General features: G+C 38.4%; 19 protein-coding genes and 1 tRNA gene. 5 read left to right on the top strand and 15 right to left on the bottom strand.

Translation table 11 applies throughout. The features are described from left to right. Positions 1-182 precede the first annotated feature (182 nt). From fba to ACEYX7_RS07615, 7 genes are all read right to left on the bottom strand, one after another. Complete coding sequence (fba, locus tag ACEYX7_RS07645; RefSeq protein WP_374804718.1) at positions 183-1,217, bottom strand: class II fructose-bisphosphate aldolase; 1,035 nt, start codon at positions 1,215-1,217, stop codon at positions 183-185. A gap of 100 nt (positions 1,218-1,317) precedes the next feature. Beyond that, positions 1,318-2,514, bottom strand: a complete 1,197-nt coding sequence (locus ACEYX7_RS07640; RefSeq protein ID WP_374804717.1) for a phosphoglycerate kinase — start codon at positions 2,512-2,514, stop codon at positions 1,318-1,320. 223 nt (positions 2,515-2,737) lie between these two features. Beyond that, positions 2,738-3,652 (bottom strand): acetylglutamate kinase, encoded by a 915-nt coding sequence (gene argB, locus ACEYX7_RS07635; protein WP_374804716.1) that lies wholly within the window; start codon positions 3,650-3,652, stop codon positions 2,738-2,740. A 49-nt stretch (positions 3,653-3,701) separates the two neighbouring features. Continuing rightward, entirely contained in the window at positions 3,702-5,201 is a 1,500-nt protein-coding gene (locus ACEYX7_RS07630) for a phosphomannomutase/phosphoglucomutase (protein ID WP_374804715.1), read from the bottom strand. Positions 5,202-5,251: 50 nt separating this feature from the next. Continuing rightward, complete coding sequence (gene dut, locus ACEYX7_RS07625; protein ID WP_374804714.1) at positions 5,252-5,704, bottom strand: dUTP diphosphatase; 453 nt, start codon at positions 5,702-5,704, stop codon at positions 5,252-5,254. A gap of 146 nt (positions 5,705-5,850) precedes the next feature. Next, complete coding sequence (locus ACEYX7_RS07620; RefSeq protein WP_374900401.1) at positions 5,851-6,342, bottom strand: hypothetical protein; 492 nt, start codon at positions 6,340-6,342, stop codon at positions 5,851-5,853. Continuing rightward, positions 6,324-6,605: a hypothetical protein gene (locus tag ACEYX7_RS07615; protein WP_374900400.1), complete on the bottom strand. Its 282-nt coding sequence runs from the start codon at positions 6,603-6,605 to the stop codon at positions 6,324-6,326. The genes ACEYX7_RS07620 and ACEYX7_RS07615 overlap by 19 nt, the downstream gene beginning before the upstream one ends. A 202-nt stretch (positions 6,606-6,807) precedes the next feature. On the opposite strand from ACEYX7_RS07615, the gene ACEYX7_RS07610 reads away from it, so the two are divergent. Continuing rightward, a tRNA-Asn gene (locus tag ACEYX7_RS07610) sits at positions 6,808-6,883 on the top strand. A 167-nt stretch (positions 6,884-7,050) separates the two neighbouring features. On the opposite strand, the gene acpA is transcribed toward ACEYX7_RS07610, so the two are convergent. The 5 genes from acpA to ACEYX7_RS07585 form a co-directional block, all read right to left on the bottom strand. Next, entirely contained in the window at positions 7,051-8,715 is a 1,665-nt protein-coding gene (gene acpA / locus ACEYX7_RS07605) for an acid phosphatase (RefSeq protein ID WP_374900398.1), read from the bottom strand. Positions 8,716-8,918: 203 nt separating this feature from the next. Beyond that, positions 8,919-9,854 carry a 4-hydroxybenzoate octaprenyltransferase gene (ubiA, locus tag ACEYX7_RS07600; protein WP_374807066.1) on the bottom strand — a complete coding sequence of 312 codons (936 nt, stop codon included), beginning with the start codon at positions 9,852-9,854 and terminating at the stop codon, positions 8,919-8,921. Between the two features lie 68 nt (positions 9,855-9,922). Beyond that, positions 9,923-10,438 (bottom strand): chorismate--pyruvate lyase family protein, encoded by a 516-nt coding sequence (locus ACEYX7_RS07595; protein WP_374900396.1) that lies wholly within the window; start codon positions 10,436-10,438, stop codon positions 9,923-9,925. Between the two features lie 608 nt (positions 10,439-11,046). Next, positions 11,047-12,189, bottom strand: coding sequence for a cell division protein ZapE (gene zapE / locus ACEYX7_RS07590; protein WP_374900395.1), 1,143 nt, complete (start codon positions 12,187-12,189; stop codon positions 11,047-11,049). Positions 12,190-12,343: 154 nt separating this feature from the next. After that, the gene (locus ACEYX7_RS07585; protein WP_374804708.1) at positions 12,344-12,967 is read right to left on the bottom strand and encodes an alpha/beta hydrolase; all 624 of its coding nucleotides are present in this window, start codon (positions 12,965-12,967) and stop codon (positions 12,344-12,346) included. 168 nt (positions 12,968-13,135) lie between these two features. Here ACEYX7_RS07585 and yaaA point away from each other — a divergent pair, with 168 nt between their 5' ends. Further along, the gene (yaaA, locus tag ACEYX7_RS07580; RefSeq protein WP_374804707.1) at positions 13,136-13,918 is read left to right on the top strand and encodes a peroxide stress protein YaaA; all 783 of its coding nucleotides are present in this window, start codon (positions 13,136-13,138) and stop codon (positions 13,916-13,918) included. Positions 13,919-13,968: 50 nt separating this feature from the next. Beyond that, on the top strand, positions 13,969-14,550 hold the full coding sequence (locus ACEYX7_RS07575; RefSeq protein ID WP_374900393.1) for a DUF4126 domain-containing protein: 582 nt from the start codon (positions 13,969-13,971) through the stop codon (positions 14,548-14,550). A gap of 94 nt (positions 14,551-14,644) precedes the next feature. Here ACEYX7_RS07575 and ACEYX7_RS07570 read toward each other — a convergent pair whose 3' ends face one another. From ACEYX7_RS07570 to ACEYX7_RS07560, 3 genes are all read right to left on the bottom strand, one after another. Next, the gene (locus ACEYX7_RS07570) at positions 14,645-15,133 is read right to left on the bottom strand and encodes a hypothetical protein (RefSeq protein ID WP_374804705.1); all 489 of its coding nucleotides are present in this window, start codon (positions 15,131-15,133) and stop codon (positions 14,645-14,647) included. A gap of 114 nt (positions 15,134-15,247) precedes the next feature. Further along, positions 15,248-15,568, bottom strand: a complete 321-nt coding sequence (locus ACEYX7_RS07565; protein WP_374804704.1) for a hypothetical protein — start codon at positions 15,566-15,568, stop codon at positions 15,248-15,250. 401 nt (positions 15,569-15,969) lie between these two features. Beyond that, positions 15,970-16,971, bottom strand: coding sequence for a DUF4424 family protein (locus ACEYX7_RS07560; protein ID WP_374804703.1), 1,002 nt, complete (start codon positions 16,969-16,971; stop codon positions 15,970-15,972). Between the two features lie 262 nt (positions 16,972-17,233). Here ACEYX7_RS07560 and ahcY point away from each other — a divergent pair, with 262 nt between their 5' ends. Together ahcY and ACEYX7_RS07550 are read left to right on the top strand one after the other, a co-directional pair. Then, the gene (gene ahcY, locus ACEYX7_RS07555) at positions 17,234-18,631 is read left to right on the top strand and encodes an adenosylhomocysteinase (protein ID WP_374900391.1); all 1,398 of its coding nucleotides are present in this window, start codon (positions 17,234-17,236) and stop codon (positions 18,629-18,631) included. A gap of 126 nt (positions 18,632-18,757) precedes the next feature. Continuing rightward, positions 18,758-19,033, top strand: coding sequence for a hypothetical protein (locus ACEYX7_RS07550; protein WP_374804701.1), 276 nt, complete (start codon positions 18,758-18,760; stop codon positions 19,031-19,033). The last annotated feature ends 27 nt before the right edge of the window (positions 19,034-19,060 follow it).

Genomic DNA, 19,060 nt, shown 5'->3' with positions numbered 1-19,060 from the left:
GAGAATGAAATTAGTGGCAGGATTTATAAATTGGCAAGTTAATCGCTAAATTTACATTTTCGAAAGAGGTCTAATATTATAAAAAATAAAAAATACGCCAGCGAACTGACGTATCTATAAGCATAATAAACAAGTTCAAATACAGGATAAGGACTATATTTTAAAGCTCATCTATAAACGGATTAATAACGCTCAACCATTTTTTCTAATGAAATTGGGCGAATTTTATCAGCATGACCTGCTGTACCAAAAGCAGTATAGCGATCGATACAAATTTGTTTCATTGCATCAACAGATTTTGCTAGATATTTACGTGGGTCAAATTCACTTGGATTTTCTGCCAAGAACTGACGAATCGCACCAGTCGATGCCAAACGTAAGTCAGTGTCAATATTGATTTTACGCACACCATGTTTGATGGCTTCAACCAATTGTTCTACTGGCACACCATAAGTCTCGCCGATATTACCACCGTATTCATTGATGATTTTCAACCATTCTTGTGGTACAGAGCTAGAGCCGTGCATCACCAAATGCGTGTTTGGCAAAGCAGCATGGATGTCTTTGATACGTTCGATTGATAAAATATCGTCGGTTGGTGGGCGTGTGAACTTGTATGCACCGTGTGATGTACCTACTGCAATCGCCAAGGCATCCACATTGGTATCCGCCACGAATTGACGTGCTTCTTCTACTGAAGTCAATAATTGCGAGTGATCAAGTACACCTTCTGCACCCACACCATCTTCTTCGCCTGCCATACCTGTTTCCAAGCTACCCAAACAGCCGATTTCGCCTTCTACAGATACGCCACAAGCATGAGCCATTGCCACCACTTGGCGAGTTACATCAACGTTATAATCATAATCAGCAGGGGTTTTGCCATCTGATTTCAATGAACCGTCCATCATCACTGAGCTAAAGCCCAATTGGATAGAACGCTGACACACAGCTGGACTTGTACCATGGTCTTGATGCATGACGACTGGAATGTGTGGAAACTCTTCTACTGCTGCCAAAATCAAATGACGCAAAAACGGTGAGCCTGCGTATTTTCTTGCACCAGCAGATGCTTGTACGATTACAGGTGAGTTGGTCTCATCTGCTGCCAACATGATGGCACGCATTTGCTCTAGGTTATTCACATTAAACGCTGGAACGCCATAATTATGCTCTGCCGCATGGTCGAGCATCTGACGTAAAGAAATCAGTGCCATAAAAATTAAACTCCGAATATATTGCCTTTATTGTAAAGGCTTTAATAAAAATTACAATCGTTTTGGGATTGGAATAAAAAGTTAAAATTATTGATAAATTTTAAGCTTTTGCACGTTCTAACAAGACTGCAACTGCTGGCAAGATCTTACCTTCGACAAACTCTAAGAAAGCACCGCCACCTGTTGAGATATAGCCGATTTTATCGCTGACTTGATATTTATCAATCGCAGCCAAAGTATCGCCACCACCTGCAATAGAAAATCCTTCACTTTCAGCAACAGCCAATGACAAGGCTTTTGTACCTTCACCGAAAGCATCCACCTCAAATACACCGACAGGGCCATTCCAAAGAATGGTTTTGGCTTGTTTAAGCAATTGAGCAAAATGTTGTGCCGTTTCTGGACCGACATCTAGAATCATATCATTATCAGCAACATCAGCGACTTTTTTCACTACAGCTTTAGCATTGGCAAGTGAGCCTAAGAAATCTTCAAAGTTGATTTCTGACGCGTCAGCAACTACCACATCAGTCGGCAAAGGTACATCGACTTGACTGGCGATTTGTTTTGCAGTGTCAACCAAATCGGCTTCATATAGTGATTTGCCGACATTGTAGCCTGCTGCTGCCAAGAAAGTATTGGCAATACCACCACCCACGATCAATTGATTGCAGACTTTTGCCAATGAATTTAACACGTCCAATTTGGTCGATACTTTTGAACCTGCAACGATGGCAACCATTGGCTGTTCTGGTTGTTGCAAAGCTTTGCCCAAAGCATCCAATTCCGCTGCCAACAAAGGACCAGCAACCGCTTGTATTGCAACACGTGCCACGCCTTCGGTTGAGCCTTCCGCACGGTGTGCTGTACCAAAAGCATCCATCACAAACACATCGCACAAAGCCGCATATTTTGTTGCCAAGTCCGCATTGTTTTTCTTTTCACCATGGTTAAAACGAACATTTTCAAGTAATACCACTTGACCTGCTTCGACATTTACACCATTTTCTAAATAATCTTTAACCAAAGCCACAGGCTGAGCCAAAGCATCACTCAAATACGCTGCAACAGGAGCTAAAGATTGCTCTTCTTTCGGCTTACCTTCAACTGGACGACCGAGATGCGAACATACGATGACTGCTGCACCTTGTTTTAATGCTTGTTGGATTGTCGGTAAAGCAGCACGCAGACGTGCATCACTGGTAATTTTTCCTGCTTTTACAGGTACATTCAAATCTTCACGAATTAAAACACGTTTGCCATTTAAGTCCAAATCGGTCATACGTTGAAAATGCATTGCTTATCTCACGTCAATTAAAAAGTTAAAAAAAGTTATGCTAAATTTTAGCTGATTTGGCGTAAAAAGGTAGTTATATTTGTATATTGAATGCAATTTAATTTTTTATTTTTCATTTAAATACTATTAAACAGCATAACAACCAGTAGAGTCCACTGATTGTTATTGCATTTTAACATATTTTTAACATATTGATTTGTATTTGTGCCGTAGCCAAATTGACTTAATTGCTGATCAATGTGCCGATACCTTGATCGGTAAAAATCTCTAATAACGTTGCATGTGGTACACGACCATCAACAATCACCGCAGTCTTTACCCCTGCTTTGACCGCATCCAAAGCACATTGTACTTTTGGAATCATCCCACCGACAATCACTTCTGTCGCAATCAAATGATCGACATCATCAGTCGTCAGACCTGTCAGCAGATTTTTCTCTTTGTCCAATACACCACTGGTATTGGTCAATAAAATCAGTTTTTCCGCCTGCAATGCTTCAGCAACTTTGCCTGCCACCAAATCGGCATTGATATTATAAGTTTGCCCTTGCTCATCCACACCAAGTGGTGCAATCACAGGAATAAAATCACTATTTAGTAAAGTTTGTAAAACACCAGTATTGATTTCTGTCACTTCACCAACATGCCCAAGATCAATTTCACGCATCGCACCGTCAGCATCAGTTTTTTGCATTAATAATTTTTGTGCCGAAATCAACTGACCATCTTTACCTGTCAGACCAATCGCACGCCCGCCATTTTGGTGAATCAGGCTTACAATCGATTTATTAACGCTACCACCAAGTACCATTTCCACTACGTCCATGGTTGCGGTATCAGTCACACGCATACCATCAATACGCTCGGACACACGTCCCAATTGCTTTAACAAATCATCGACTTGCGGTCCACCACCATGTACCACCACAGGGTTTAGACCAACTGATTTGAGTAACACAATATCACGGGCAAAAGAATGTTCAAGCTCAGGATCAGTCATGGCATTACCGCCATATTTCACCACGATGGTTTTGCCAGCAAAACGTTGAATATAAGGCAATGCTTCGGTCAATACATAAGCTTTGCTGAGATTTTTGTTAAGATAGTCAATATCTTGATGATCTGTACTATGTTGCATAACAGTATTACCATGATGAAATTAATAAAATATTGCTATAAATATAACACTAAATCATCAATTTCTGTTGTATACGTTGCACTAAATTTGTAGAATTATCCGCCAAACTGTCAATAAAAAACTGTTGTATCTGCTGCATGGCTTGCTCATGTTCAGCATCAAAACGTAAAGTCAAATAATCGCCCGTATTCGATGCACGCAACAGACCAAAACCGTGTGCAAAATCCAAACGAATCCCATCAATTTCACAACAATCAACATCTGACTGATGTGCAGCCTTGTCTTTTAGTGTAGTTATCACTTGATGAAAATCAATATCTTGATTATCAATATAAATATCTTCGGTAGCAAGATGCTCTGGAAATTCTGCCAAAGCTTGCGATAGACTCAAATGATGTTGTTGTAAATATTCAAATACACGCAACGCCACATATAAGCCATCATCAAAACCGCAACCACGTCCATCGTTAAATACATAATGCCCTGCGAACTCACCACCAAAACAAGCGTGGCTACGCTGTAAATCATTGCGTAAAAAGCTACTCCCTGTTCGTATCATTCTGAGTGTTGCGCCGTGTTTTTCAGCGACTTTTGCCAATAATGTTGAACATTTAACATCGCACAAAATTTCTTTTTTATACGGTGATTTAATCTCTTGCTGTAGCACGATTTTTGCCAATAAGCACAATAATCTGTCTGGGCTGACCACTTTTCCATATTCATCTACTAACACGACTCTATCACCATCGCCATCCAATACCATACCAACAAAATGTTCATCTAAACAATGCTGGTCTGAATGATGCTTGGCTTGAATAATTGCGTGTTGCAGTGTTAAGAGACGTTCTGCATTGCTCGGATCGGGCGAGCCATTCGGAAAATGCCCATTGGCATTGGTATTGAATGCAGTAAAGTCGTAAGCCAATTGCTGCAAGGCTTGTTCTGCCAATTTTCCTGCTGAACCATTTAAGCCATCCAAAAAAACATGCAAAATAAATTTGTGATTCGGTTGAATATCCTGCTGTAAATAATTTAGATAAAGCTGTTCTGCCTGTCTTGATTGATTAGCGATCTTTGTGTTTTTTTGATATGGAAAATCTAGTATATCTAAGCTTTCAATTTTATCGGCAAGTTGTTGAATTTGTTCAGCCGTCGGTGCAAAACCTTGCACCAGCCATTTGATACCATTGTCACTAATAGGATTATGACTCGCGGTAATCATCACGCCATTGCCCTGATATTGACTGGCAGTAAAATACAACATTGGCGAGCTCACACAGCCGATTTCAACCACATCTAAACCCTGCTCAGCAAAGATTCTTGCCATAAGTTCGGCATAATTTTTACTGCTCAGCCGTGCATCAAAGCCAATTACCACGCATGATTGTTGCTGTTCTAAATAAGTCTGTGCCAAAGCATGAGCGATTTGAGTAATTAAAATTTCATCTAAAACAGAAACCTGCCCACGTATATCGTAGGCACGGAAAATTTTACGCTGTTCAGGGCGAAGTCGAATAGTTTGGTTGAATGAAACAACTGACTCGGACATCTGACTTCTCCCTTATGCTTATATTTAAACGATGTTGATAAAATTAAAAATTATTGTTGTCCAGTGTGACCAAATCCGCCTGCACCACGGCTTGTCGCTTGAAACTCATTTACGATTTCAAACTGCACTTGTTGTACAGGTACAACCACATATTGTGCCAAACGTTCCGCAGGATTGAGTACAAAATCTTGCTGACTACGATTCCATACCGAAATCATCAATTCGCCTTGATAATCCGCATCAATCAAACCCACCAAATTACCCAACACAATGCCATGTTTATGTCCCAAACCTGAGCGTGGTAAAATCAAACCTGCATAATTTGGATCTTGCAAATAAATCGCCAAACCTGTTTTGACCAATACCGTTTCACCTGCTTTGATGGTCAACGGTGCATCCAAACAGGCACGCAAGTCCAAACCTGCCGAACCCATCGTGGCATAACTCGGCATATCCCATTCTGTACCCAAACGTGGATCTAAAATCTTGACTTGTACTTGCATAAAAAGCTCACAATGATGATAAAAATGAAAGGTGTATCATAATCAAGTTTACTATCTTTGGGAATGTTTTATTGTTAAAAGAAAAAAGCGAATAAAGATTTTGCATACTTTAAAGCCTAAATTCGCTTGCTAAATAAATGAATTGATTAGCCATTAAATTGATTGTTGTATAATGTACTTAAATGTTGCCCATGCTCAAAAATCATCAACATTTCATAACTGCCTGCCCCATCACTATTTTGTGCATACCAATAAATGCGGTCACGCTTGGCATCAAAATAACAGGCATTGCGTTTGGCTATATCTTCTGATGTGTCAAAAAAGCTTGGGTTAAACAAATGTTCATAAGCCGTTTTCGCAATGCTTTGTTTTTGCTTGGTTTTAAGATTAAGCAAATCTATACTTTGATATTGACTAATTGGCAATTCACCATCACTACCCACAAATGCCTTACCCGTATTTGAATAAGTACCATCTTTATTCTTTTTGAAAAATTGTGTATGTTGTGCCAAATCGACTTTACTGATTTTGACATTCAACTGATAGGATGCATTACGACATTGTAAGCTGTCAAACTTATTGGCTGTCAAATTCATTTTTTCAAATTGATTGATATTTTTTAGGCGAGATTGATGCATATAGCCTTCTTTTTATCGGCAGTCATTACTAATTGCCACGGACTGGCTTTGCCATCGCTACAAATCTCACCATTATTGCAATACCACACCGCCTGCCCTGTAGGAATGCTACGCACGATTGGGCTGTTGGCATTTTCAGCTTGGCGTAAATTGCTAAAACCATCGCTATCTTCCACAATCGCAAAGTCAGCAAAACTCGGATTGATCATACCCACTAAGCCCAAGATGCTGATTGCCACATTTTTTAATACACTTTCTTTCATGATTTTTTCCATTTAGATTTTAATCAGCACTTATCTTAGCGAATTATCTGTGGTTTTGATATGCGAATTGTGCGTTTAAAAAGCTTTTTTTGAGTAATCATTTAACAATTTGAACAAATCATCGACAGTTAAATTATTTTTATCAATTTTATTAGAAATTCGCTTGACGACCTAAAAAAATCCTATATAATGCACTGCATATTCTCCCATAGCTCAGTCGGTAGAGCGACGGACTGTTAATCCGCAGGTCCCTGGTTCGAGCCCAGGTGGGAGAGCCAAATTAATCAAAACCCTTACATATCAATGATTGTAAGGGTTTTGTGCTTTTAGCATTCTGCATTATCTATTGTCATTTTTAACTTGAAATCATCATAAAAAAAGCTGTGCTTACGAATAAACACAGCATCTAAAATTACTGAATCAGTTTTAGCTTAGACTTTGCATCTTACTTGCGTGCAAATGTCTTGACGTCCAAAGTGTTGGTTAAATCACCCATTGCTACGCCACCATTTTTAACCAATGCATTGTCACGTTGCTTTAACCCATCAAGTTTTGGCAGATCAAATACGCGTGTGATCAGACGCAAGATAGAGGCTGTATCATATTGGGTATGATCCACTACACCTCTTTTAGCAAGCGGTGAAATGACCAATGCTGGAATACGCGTTCCTGGCCCCCATACATCACCTTTTGGTACACGTTTGTGATCCCAAAAACCACCATTCTCATCAGAAGTAATCACAATCACCATGTTTTTCCATTGTGGACTTTGTTGCAATTGAGCCACGACTTCTGCGACATGGGCATCACCATCAGCGACTTGCGCATAACCTGGATGCTGATTCAATATACCACTTGACTTATAAAAGGTGACTGCTGGCAAATTGCCTGCTTTAGCATCTTGTAAAAAGGCTTCATCAAAATCTTTAAAATGTTTTTTACGATAAGCCTGACCGCTTACTGTAGTTGGGTCTGCTTTGATACTATAGTTAAAGGGTTGATGATGTGTTTGGAACTGCAAACGACCACCATAGATTTGGTTAGGATCTTTTAGTGCTTCATTCCACCCACCAGAGTACCATGCCCAGCTGATGCCTTTATTATCCAAAAGATCGCCAATATTGGTATTGGTTACAGGATATTCAGTCGTTACACTATTTAAATCAGCCAAAGTATTGGTTGTGTCTGTTGGTGGTGCTTTGTTTGCACTGAGCTGATAGGGTGGTTGCATGGTATTGATGGTGTAATATTTGCCGTCTCCCAAATAATTTGGTGGTGTCAATGAACCATCACTCACATATTGTGGTGCACCATCCAAAGCAGAAACTGGTGAAGTCGGTTTGGTTGCCAGTTGATTTGTATTTGGAATCACCGCAGATACTTTACTGCCACCTGTGACTGCAATACCATCATTTGGATATGTCGGTACACACGCACAGATCAAATATTGATGATTTAAGTAAGAGCCACCAAATGCACCTTGGAAAAAGTTATCCGCCAAAACATAATCTTGTGCATACTTCCACAGCTTCATTTTACTACCATCGTAGTAACCCATAGATAAACCACCTGCATTTGAGTAGGCAGCAAATTTATCATTATTGCCACCATTGATTTGCATTTGGTTATTAAAGAAACGATGTACCAAGTCAATGGTATTTACATCAAGTGGTAAATCAAAGCCACCTTGTGCAGTCGGTGCATCGATTTGAAATGGTTGATTAGGTTTGCCACCTGTACTTGCTTCTGGAATCACATCGGGTTTACCATTAACCACCCCACCCCACGTTTTTGGTAAAGTTGCCAGCACTTTGCCATCACGATCTAACTGTGGTGCAGCCTTGCTTTGGCTCGAACTTGGATTTACACCAGGAATACCGTCAGCACCTGGATATAAACCATATAGATTATCAAAGCTACGATTTTCAGTATAAATCACCACAATGGTTTTTACATTGTCTTGTAATTGCTTTGTGGTAATTGCTTGTGTTGATTGACCGCTGTTTTGAGAAGATGTAGGTTGCGTATTTGAGTGAATTGGATTGATGCTACATGCACTCATCATAGCACCAGCGACGAATAACGGTAGACATTTTGATTTAAGACGCATAGATAACTCCAACGTTTATTATGAGCGACTATCAGTATCGGTAATGTGTTTTTCCCATCAGATTGTATAAGAACGCTATTGCAAGCTTTTGGGTCCATCCAAGTTTATTTTTGACAAATGACAAAATAGTGACTAGTTATATACAAATAACATGAAATTGTGATGTTTATATTGTAAATTTGTAAAAAAGTGTCAATATTTATTCAAACAAGCTTGAAAGATGCAAAATATACCGCCATCGCCGCCCACAACATCAAACCAATCCAACGATTATGCCGAAATGCCCAAAAAGTTTGTTGTGGTTCACGATGTCGGATACGATAAGTTTGATAAATAAAATCAGCTAAAACTGCAAGCAAAGCTAAACCTGCCGCACCAAACAACATATTTTCACGATAAAATGCCACACACCACAGCCCTACGCTGACAATTTGCAAGGCAAAAATTGTCGCCACATCATAACGCCCAAACAAAATCGCAGTGGATTTTACGCCAATTTTTAAGTCATCTTCTCTATCGGTCATGGCATATTGCGTATCATACGCCACCGTCCACGCCAAATTAGCAAAATACAATAACCAACAAGTCAAATCAGGCGTTTTACCCACCGCACTATATGCCATCGGAATCGCCCACGAAAATGCCGCCCCCAAAAATACTTGCGGTAAATGCGTGTAACGCTTCATAAATGGATAAATAAACGCCAAAACCAATGCCCCAAACGACCAAAAAAAAGTCGATAAAGGCAAAAATAATAACAAACTGGCACTGGCAATAATCAAGCCAAAAAATACCCAAAGGGCTTCAATCGGACGAATCACCCCTGTTGCAAGCGGACGTGTTTTAGTTCGTGTCACATGCCCATCGACTTTACGGTCGGCAAAATCATTAATCGCACAGCCTGCCGCACGCATAAACACCACACCTAGCAACATCGGCAACAAAATCCGCCAATCAGGCATGCCTTGTGCCGCCATCCATAACGCAATCATGGTCGGCCATAGCACCAATTCTGTGCCTATCGGTTTATCAAAACGACAAAGATAATAATAGGCTTGCACACGTTCCGACCACGTTTTGGCAAGATTATCAGGATAAGCCGATTGATACAGCGAAGAATTTTTATTGAGCAGTGCCATGATTTAAATTGAATGCATATTTTTAAGCGATTTTAGCATAATTATGCTTGCTTGTTTCATTCAACTTTTTATTCTGCTGTTTTATTTAAAAACTGTTGAAAAGCATCTAAAAAAATCTCTTCTACCAATACTTGACAGCCTTGCCATAGATAACAGCTTTGTCGTGCATAGCCTAATTGCGTTTTGTCGCACCAGCGTTGCCCTGTAGGATTTTGTCTAAAAAACAATATTTTACCCATCGGTTTTTTACCAATATAACGAAAAATCCGAGCTTGCTTTTGCAAACTGGATATCGGAATAATACTGCGTGCTTTTACCCATGGTTGGCGACTTGAGCCAAACAAATAGCTTTCTCGCACCCATGCCAGCTGTTGCGGACGACAGTCCAAACGTTGTGCGGTGACTGCATCTAGTTTTTGCCAACCATTACTCAAGACTTGTACACGAAATTGTCCATTTGCCAATTGCGTCAATTGCTTGGTCAGCGAACCCCGTGCCAACAGCCACGATTGTAAAGGCTTGGGGGCGGTTTTGACCTGTTGCAAAAGTCGTGATTGTTGCTGATAGCGTGGCATAGCTTGCATACTACACTCAATCCAAAGTATGGCTAAAGAACCAAATTATAGCAATTTATCCAGTATCGTGGCAAAAAACATCATTACAGGATGAAGTATATCATTGCTTAAATAGACCAAAACAAAAATCGCTATACATATCACCATTATTATATTTGGATTGACTGCCTGCTATTTTTTCTCTGCATAGATGAGTTGAGTGGTTGCGATAGTAACTGCAGATAACCAAAATGATAAACCACATAAATTAAAATAGTCTCCCGATATTGCCATATAATTAAAAATATAATTACTTAAACCCCAAAAAATCACTATGAATATCAATATTGCCAAAAGTATTAAACATGTACATTTATTCAAAAAAATTTAAATATGGTGACTTAATCCATAAAAAGCATTACCAATAATATCCACACCACAATACTAATTATATTCAGCGATTTGAGCTTCATACTCACCATGTATAGGTAAAAATAAGCCAATAACTGCAAAAAGCAAGCTAAGATATATCAATTTTTTAGCATAAACCATATTCTTTTCTCCTATTTACTTCAAATTATTTTAATCATTTTCTAATAAAAGATGAATGATATATGACCACCCACCTTTCTCAATCATTAAACTATATCTTGTTTTTTATCATCATTTTCACTATCAATCAAACGATGCTCAGTATTGAGATATTCTTCCGATTGCATTTCCAAAAGGCGTGAACGAGTACGTTCAATTTCAAATGCCAAACGTTCACCTTGATAAATCTCGATCAGACTATCTTGTGATGTAATAATTAATTTCACACGTCTATCATAAAATTCATCCACCAAATAAATAAAACGGCGTGTGGCATCATTCAGTACATCATTTAAATGTGGTACATCACTCACCAACACCGTATTATAAGTATTAGCGATTTCAATATAATCGGCTGGACTGCGTGGTTTTTTACACAGTTGAGTAAAATCACTCCATAATACATCTTCACTATGCCCCAAAGTCACGACAGTACGATGATTAATGGTAATATCACTGGTACTGGTTGTTTGTCCTGAAGTTAATTTTTCAAAACGCTCAGCAATCCATTTTTCATGTTCTGGATTTAACGGTGATTTAAATAATTCTGATTGTTTTAATACACGCAAACGATAATCCACACCCGAATCCACATTTAAAATCACACAATTATTTTTTACCACTTCAATGGTCGGTAAAAAACGATTGCGGTGAATACCATCTTTATATAAACCATCTGGCATAATATTTGATGTCGTCACCAAAGTAATACCACGGCTAAATAATTTTTGGAATAAATCACCCAAAATCATCGCATCCGTGACATTGGATACAAAAAATTCATCAAAACAAATCACCACTGTATCACGGCAAATCATATCCGCCACGGTATCCAGTGGGTTTTGCTGTCCTGCTAATTTGTTTAATTCGGCATGGACATATTGCATAAAGTGATGAAAATGCATACGTTTTTTGCGAGTCAGCGGTACACTTTCACAAAATTGATCCATCAGCCACGTTTTGCCACGTCCCACACCACCCCACATATACACGCCCTTTGGCTGTGTAGGCTTGCGTAAAAAAGAAAAAAAGCCAGCCGATTGCTTTTCAAAGGCTTGTAACTCTTCCCAAACCCGTTGCAACTCAGCAACAGCTTTCGCTTGTTCAGCATCAGGCATAAAATGCCCAGAATCTAAAGCGTCCTGATAACGTTGCTGCGGTGAGCGTAATGATGCGGATGTTTGGCTCATACTGATTTTTACTCATGTCAGAAGATGAAGTTGAAAACGCTTTTGCGAAGTGTGATGATAAGCAAAAATAACACTTGCTTATATCAATAAATAAACAACAACTTGAGAATATAGCAATATTTAGCGACATTCCCAAGATTTTACAATCAAATCTTTAATAATAACGGTCAATAATTACACGTAAAGATTTTAAATAACCTGTAAAGAAATGATTTGCCCCAGGCATGATGGTAATTGGATGACGTTGCGGTGTCGCCCATGCAATCACATCCGCCAATGGCGTAATATCATCTTGCTCACCATGTACCAACAATAGATGGCTATCAATATGTGGTGTCTTATATTCTACCAATTCACGCACTTTACCGCACGGCAAACCTGCCAATAATAATTTTTGCGGACGTTGTTGCTCTGGCAATAAATGAAAACTTTTTGACCAAACATGCGAACCGAAAGAAAAACCGCCACCAAAAAAGGGCAAATTCGGATATTGTTTCTGCATCATCTCTGCCAATAGTGCAATATCACGACTTTCGCCTTCGCCCAAATCATGCTCGCCTTGTGAATGCCCCATACCACGAAAGCTCGGACGCCACACCAAAAAGCCTTTTTCGACCAATACTTCACAAATTAATTGTGGAATCTTGTGCTTAGGATTACCGCCCATCAATGGATGTGGATGCGTCACCAAAGCAATGCCTTTGATTTCACCGTGTGGTTGATTGACAAAAACTTCTAACTGCCCTGCTTCACCTGTGGCAAAAAAATGCGTGGTCACAATGCCTACCTATCAAAAAATGTGGTGAGCCATTCTAGCAAATAAAGGCTTTTATAGTGAATATTTTTTAGTTTTTGTGTTTTGAAAATGATGAAAATATTGCTTTGCATTCGCTATTTTTACCATTATTTGTTAAAGTAAAGCATGTTTTAATTTTGAGCAAAAATAATGTTAATTGTCATCTCCCCTGCCAAGACCTTAGATTTTGAAACTGATTTACCGACTACCCAACATACACAAGCCCGACTCTTATCGCACTCTAACGAATTGATTGAACGTTGCCGTGAATTATCGGTCGGGCAAGTTAAAAACTTGATGTCGATTAGCGATAAATTGGCTGAACTCAACGTCAAACGTTTTCAAGATTGGCAAGCGGATTTTGATTTATCTACCGCACGCCAAGCTTTATATGCCTTTAAAGGCGATGTGTATACGGGTTTGGATGCTTATAGTTTGAGTGAAAAAGATGTGGATTTTGCACAGCAACATTTACGGATGTTATCAGGCTTATATGGTGTATTGCGTCCATTAGATTTGATGTTGCCTTATCGTTTAGAAATGGGTACAAAATTGGACAATGAACGTGGGGCAAACCTATATGAATTTTGGCAAAGCCATATTACCGATTTAATCCAAGAAGATTTAAACCAGCAAAATGATGATGTGTTGATTAATCTGGCATCCGATGAATATTATAAAGCGGTCAATGAAAAGCATTTAAATGCCAATATTATCAAACCTGTATTTTTAGATGAAAAAAATGGCAAATATAAAGTTATTAGTTTTTATGCCAAAAAAGCCCGTGGGTTAATGTCACGCTTTATTATTCAACAGCAAATTTCCCATATTAATGATTTAAAAGCTTTTGATATTGATGGTTATTATTTTGATGCTGACAGTTCGCAAGGCAATGAATTGGTCTTTAAACGTGTTGAACAGGCTCATGTATAAAATTTTCCCTTTCATCAATTCATTTTAATTTTTTAAAGAGTGTGCAAATCATGAATTTGTCAATTGAAATGTTATTAAGCATCGCCTTAGGTATTGGCTTGGCTGCCAGCTCGGGTTTTCGAATTTTTGTGCCTTTATTTGCCCTAAGTATTGCTGCCTATTTTGGCATTATTACTATCAATGAAAAATGGCAATGGGTCGCGTCAACCCCTGCTTTGGTGATTTTGGGTATTGCCAGTATCACTGAATCATTAGGTTATTTGATTCCTTTTGTGGATCATGCTTTGGATACTTTGGCAGTGCCTTTGGCAGGTATTGCAGGGACATTGGTGATGGCATCTACCCTTACTGATATGAGTCCAGCCACGACATGGGCATTGGCGATTGTAGCAGGTGGCGGTGCCGCAGCAACTATTAAAGGCGTGACTGCAACAGGTCGTGTGGCATCCACTGCAACAACAGGTGGATTAGCTAATCCTGCTGTATCCGTCGCCGAAACTGGGACAGCCATTGGCTTGTCTGCCCTAGCGATTTTTTTCCCCATTATTGCCTTGATTGCAGTCTTAGCTGTATTCATACTGGTGATATGGTTGGTAATGAAAATTAAAAAGCGTCGTTCAAAATCAGTATGATTAATTCAAAAAAATCTAAATCTAGAAAAATGCAGACCACTGCTCCTATCTGCATTTTTTAATTTCATAATGCATTGATTTTTATTTTCAAATTTTAATCTTGCCATAATAACATCGGTCTGCAATCTTTTTCGATGCTTTTTAAATCATATTTTTTACTTGATGCTGTTGGATAGAATGTTGCTGTTTTTTTATTATCAATAAATACATCAATTTGTTTTGCTTGATGAATTTTTTTAATAAATTGCGTCCATTGCATACTGCCTTTTGGACTTTTGGTATCTTGATTTGATAATTGCATTTTCACTTGACCATCAAACTGAAATATCAAGTCCGACATATTATCGTATGCAAACTGACTTTCAGCTAAATCAAAATCACTTTCTATAGCGACATCATGCTCATTATCCCCAGTGTTTGACACGTTGCAAGTGATTCTCAGTACATTATTTTTTGGGTTGGTGAGATAATAAAACATATAACCTTGCTCAAAGATATTTCCCCATTGGTTAGGACTGGTTTTTGCGATTGCCGTTTGACTCACAACAGCGAGAATCATTGCGGTTAAAAGTGATTTTTTCATAACACTATCTTCCTATTTATTTAAATCATTTACTCAAAATATGATGAAACAACATTTTAAAACTTATGCAATCATAATAAAAATCATTAAAATTGCTTAATTATCATGTTCATATTATGTATGTACCCAACCAATATTTTCTACATGCTGAATTTTTTGCGTAATATTACCTTTTTTATCAATATAAAGGGTTAAAGTGACGGTCGTACCACGCTTAAAATTTTGTGGGTTATAAGGTCTTGGCGGATTATCTACTGCTGGATAGGTTACACCCATTTGTTTTGCTTTTTCAATAACTTGTTTTGTATCTACTGTATAGGTTTGCCATGCGGATGGCATTAAAGCTTGTGCTTGCTTCTGAGCAAATTGTTCACGATCTGCGTATGAAATCATTTGATTAGGTGCAATTTTAGCATATTCAAATTGGACATTCATGGTCGATGTTCCTAAATGACAAGTTCAGCCCATGTAATATATGACAATTGACTATTTCCACAAAATTGTTTAACCATTGCTGTGTTTTTTAACAGCAATTATATCACTCGAATTTGAATAAGGTTTATCTCGCTGTAAATTAATAATCAGGGTAAATCACTGGTTGGAATATAAAATATATCATAAAATATTGTCGTACAACCTGTTAAAAATAACGGCATAGCCAAAACAAGTGACTTTTTCACCTTTATCTCCAAATATTTTATACGATAATATTATTTTTACCATGTAAATCATATTTACCGTATAGATTATAAAATTAAATCACAAAAACCAATCACCCTTATAGTGATTGGTTTTTTATCAAGCATTTTTAATCAATAAAATGACGATTATTACGCTCATTTGGTACGAATAAAAATCACATCCAAATCACGTTTTGGGGTAAAGTTTTGCTCTCGCATTTCAAAGGTATTTTGATTGATTTTTTGGACTTTGCCATCCCAACAAAGGCTCACCAACTCCCCTGCATCACGCTGTACGGTGAGTTTAAAATCTTGGATTGGTTTTGCCCAATTGTTTGCTGTGGTTAAAATATAACTTAAGCTATTGTAAGGCATATTATAAAAAGGACTACCACTTTCATTAAAACGTTTTAATCTTTTCCTTAAGTCATTATCGGCACAGTGCTTTTGTAATTCATCTTCACTGGTGCCAACACTTCCCCCAACCAAAGGTTGATATTCATGTTTGACTGTGGTGATACTATTGGCTTTAAATGGCTGTTGCCAACTGTAAATAATCTGCGATTGCCAAGGAGTGTCACTTTCACCATCATCTGCAAGCAATAATTTTTTCAATTCAGCATTGTTACACTTTAATAATTTTTGGCTGACCGTATTCACTTTATCACGCTGCGTCCATGGTCGCATCATTTCACTGTCACTGATACCGCACGCCTGAAATAATGCTGTGGTATCGATACTGGCTTCACCATTTTCAGGATAGGCCCGTTCGCCATTTTTAACAGGATACATAAAGGTACGCACATGAATGGTCGGCTTAATCGGTTGCCCATTTGCCCAAATTTTAAAACTACGATAAAGCTGCTCGACATCGGCATAATCTGAATCGATAAAACTATCGACTTTAGGTAAAGGGAATAGAATATTTTCGCGAATCTCCTGATTTGACAAATTTTTATACTGATAATTGACCCGAATAATATCTTTGCTAATCAATAAATCTTCGCTGTGCATACTGATATTGGGATTTTTAATATAACTTACTCCGCCTGTTGCCACATAGCCCGCACTGTCATTGGCAAATACTGCACTGCTTGTAGAAAATAATAGACATGTTGCCAATAGGCATAGATGATGTTTAGTAAATAAATTTTTCATTGCGTTTCCTTGTTCATGGGATATTTTTAGAACGATAATCAGTCTTGTTTTTAAACAGTGTTGCATTGAAAAACAGGGCTTATTTTTGTATCATATTCCCAGTCGAGAGATGCTGCAACAAGATTTTGTGTAAAAAATCACATTATTTTTCCTTGTGAGGCTCGATTTTCGGTAGCGTATTGTTTTATTTTAAAATGACAAAATCGCTATCAACAACGGCATCTGCGTTTTTTCTTAATTTTTTCAAGAAGGAGTGGACGCAGTGTCTGCACAAAGCCATCAAAATTTTAGCGATTATAAAGTCGCTGACATCAACTTAGCCGATTTTGGACGTAAAGAAATCAAACTTGCAGAAGCAGAAATGCCTGCATTGATGGGCTTGCGTAAACGTTATGCTGACAGCAAACCATTGGCTGGTGCAAAAATCCTTGGCTGTATCCACATGACCATTCAAACTGCGGTGTTAATCGAAACCCTAGTTGAATTGGGTGCAGAAGTACGTTGGACATCATGTAATATTTTCTCAACCCAAGACCACGCTGCTGCTGCGATTGCGGCACGTCAAATTCCTGTTTTTGCATGGAAAGGCGAAACTGAAGAAGAGTACGAATGGTGCTTGCGTCAGCAATTGTTTGTTGGCGACGAAGAAAAAGGTCAGCTTTGGGATGCCAATATGATTTTGGATGATGGCGGTGATTTGACTGCATTGATCCATAATGACTATCCGCAATTATTAGAAAATATCCACGGTATTTCTGAAGAAACCACCACAGGCGTGGCGCGTCTATTAGAAATGCTGAAAGATGGTAGCCTTAAAGTCCCTGCGATTAACGTCAATGACTCTGTGACCAAGTCTAAAAATGACAATAAATATGGCTGCCGTCACTCATTAAACGATGCGATTAAACGTGGTACAGATATGTTATTGTCTGGTCGTCGTGCTTTGGTCATTGGTTATGGTGATGTGGGTAAAGGTTCTGCTCAATCTTTACGTCAAGAAGGCATGATTGTACGTGTGACTGAAATTGACCCAATCTGTGCAATGCAAGCGTGTATGGACGGTTATGAAGTGGTTTCTGCATACAAAAATGGCGTACCATCACACAAGAAAGAAGATTTAAATCTAGATTTATTGCAAAATACTGACCTGATCGTGACGACAACAGGTAACTATCACGTTTGTGATGCCTTGATGTTGGATAATTTAAAAGCGGGTGCGGTAGTATGTAACATTGGTCACTTTGACACTGAAATTGATACCAATTATTTGCGTAAATACCGTTGGGAAGAAGTCAAACCACAAGTGCATCAAGTCTATCGTTCAGACAATGACAGCGATTATCTCATTTTGTTATCTGAAGGTCGTTTGGTGAATTTGGGTAATGCTACAGGTCACCCATCGCGTATTATGGATGGTTCGTTTGCTAACCAAGTTTTGGCTCAAATGCACTTGTTTGCTGAGAAGTTTGCTGACTTACCTGCCGATAAAAAAGCTGAAAACTTGTATGTCAAAGTCTTGCCGAAAAAGCTAGATGAAGAAGTGGCAGCAGCGATGGTCGCAGGCTTTGGCGGTGTATTGACACAGCTGACCAATGAACAAGCGGATTATTTGGGTGTGCCTGTAGAAGGTCCATTTAAAGCGGATGCATATAAATACTAATTTTTCATAGTATTAAAAAATCAACCCAGTACGCATAGGTGTATTGGGTTGATCTTTAGGAAAAACGTTTGAGATTATAGAATATAATCTTCATACAACGAATGACTATCACGGAAAGACATGATCATGAAAAATTCAGGAAAGAATAATGCCGAATTGAAAAAAGAAGCCATACGTTATAGTTTAATTGAAAATATTGGCACGATTGCGTTAGCACTAGGATTGTTCACCATTTTTGGCAATCGAGAATATATCGAATATGCTGAAACATTACTCATCATCCCAATCATTACAACCACTATCAATCTATTCCTCGCTGAGCAAGAACGATTTAAAAAAATCTCAAAGTCTTTATTAGGGTGTGTTGACATACAAAGAAAATCAGTTATTCTGATTATATGAATAGACTAACACTTACTGATGCCCAAT

This window comes from Hubeiibacter jixunmingi, assembly GCF_041928215.1.
Lineage (GTDB): Bacteria > Pseudomonadota > Gammaproteobacteria > Pseudomonadales > Moraxellaceae > Acinetobacter.
The sequence above is the reverse complement of the archived record's forward strand: the minus strand, read 5'-3'. Positions and strand labels throughout refer to the sequence as shown.

Coding starts and splice junctions, on each gene's coding strand:
- fba (WP_374804718.1), bottom strand. CDS start 1,217: ATGGCACTGATTTCTTTACGTCAGATGCTCGACCATGCGGCAGAGCAT.
- ACEYX7_RS07640 (WP_374804717.1), bottom strand. CDS start 2,514: ATGCATTTTCAACGTATGACCGATTTGGACTTAAATGGCAAACGTGTT.
- argB (WP_374804716.1), bottom strand. CDS start 3,652: ATGCAACATAGTACAGATCATCAAGATATTGACTATCTTAACAAAAAT.
- ACEYX7_RS07630 (WP_374804715.1), bottom strand. CDS start 5,201: ATGTCCGAGTCAGTTGTTTCATTCAACCAAACTATTCGACTTCGCCCT.
- dut (WP_374804714.1), bottom strand. CDS start 5,704: ATGCAAGTACAAGTCAAGATTTTAGATCCACGTTTGGGTACAGAATGG.
- ACEYX7_RS07620 (WP_374900401.1), bottom strand. CDS start 6,342: ATGCATCAATCTCGCCTAAAAAATATCAATCAATTTGAAAAAATGAAT.
- ACEYX7_RS07615 (WP_374900400.1), bottom strand. CDS start 6,605: ATGAAAGAAAGTGTATTAAAAAATGTGGCAATCAGCATCTTGGGCTTA.
- acpA (WP_374900398.1), bottom strand. CDS start 8,715: ATGCGTCTTAAATCAAAATGTCTACCGTTATTCGTCGCTGGTGCTATG.
- ubiA (WP_374807066.1), bottom strand. CDS start 9,854: ATGGCACTGCTCAATAAAAATTCTTCGCTGTATCAATCGGCTTATCCT.
- ACEYX7_RS07595 (WP_374900396.1), bottom strand. CDS start 10,438: ATGCAAGCTATGCCACGCTATCAGCAACAATCACGACTTTTGCAACAG.
- zapE (WP_374900395.1), bottom strand. CDS start 12,189: ATGAGCCAAACATCCGCATCATTACGCTCACCGCAGCAACGTTATCAG.
- yaaA (WP_374804707.1), top strand. CDS start 13,136: ATGTTAATTGTCATCTCCCCTGCCAAGACCTTAGATTTTGAAACTGAT.
- ACEYX7_RS07575 (WP_374900393.1), top strand. CDS start 13,969: ATGAATTTGTCAATTGAAATGTTATTAAGCATCGCCTTAGGTATTGGC.
- ACEYX7_RS07570 (WP_374804705.1), bottom strand. CDS start 15,133: ATGAAAAAATCACTTTTAACCGCAATGATTCTCGCTGTTGTGAGTCAA.
- ACEYX7_RS07565 (WP_374804704.1), bottom strand. CDS start 15,568: ATGAATGTCCAATTTGAATATGCTAAAATTGCACCTAATCAAATGATT.
- ACEYX7_RS07560 (WP_374804703.1), bottom strand. CDS start 16,971: ATGAAAAATTTATTTACTAAACATCATCTATGCCTATTGGCAACATGT.
- ACEYX7_RS07550 (WP_374804701.1), top strand. CDS start 18,758: ATGAAAAATTCAGGAAAGAATAATGCCGAATTGAAAAAAGAAGCCATA.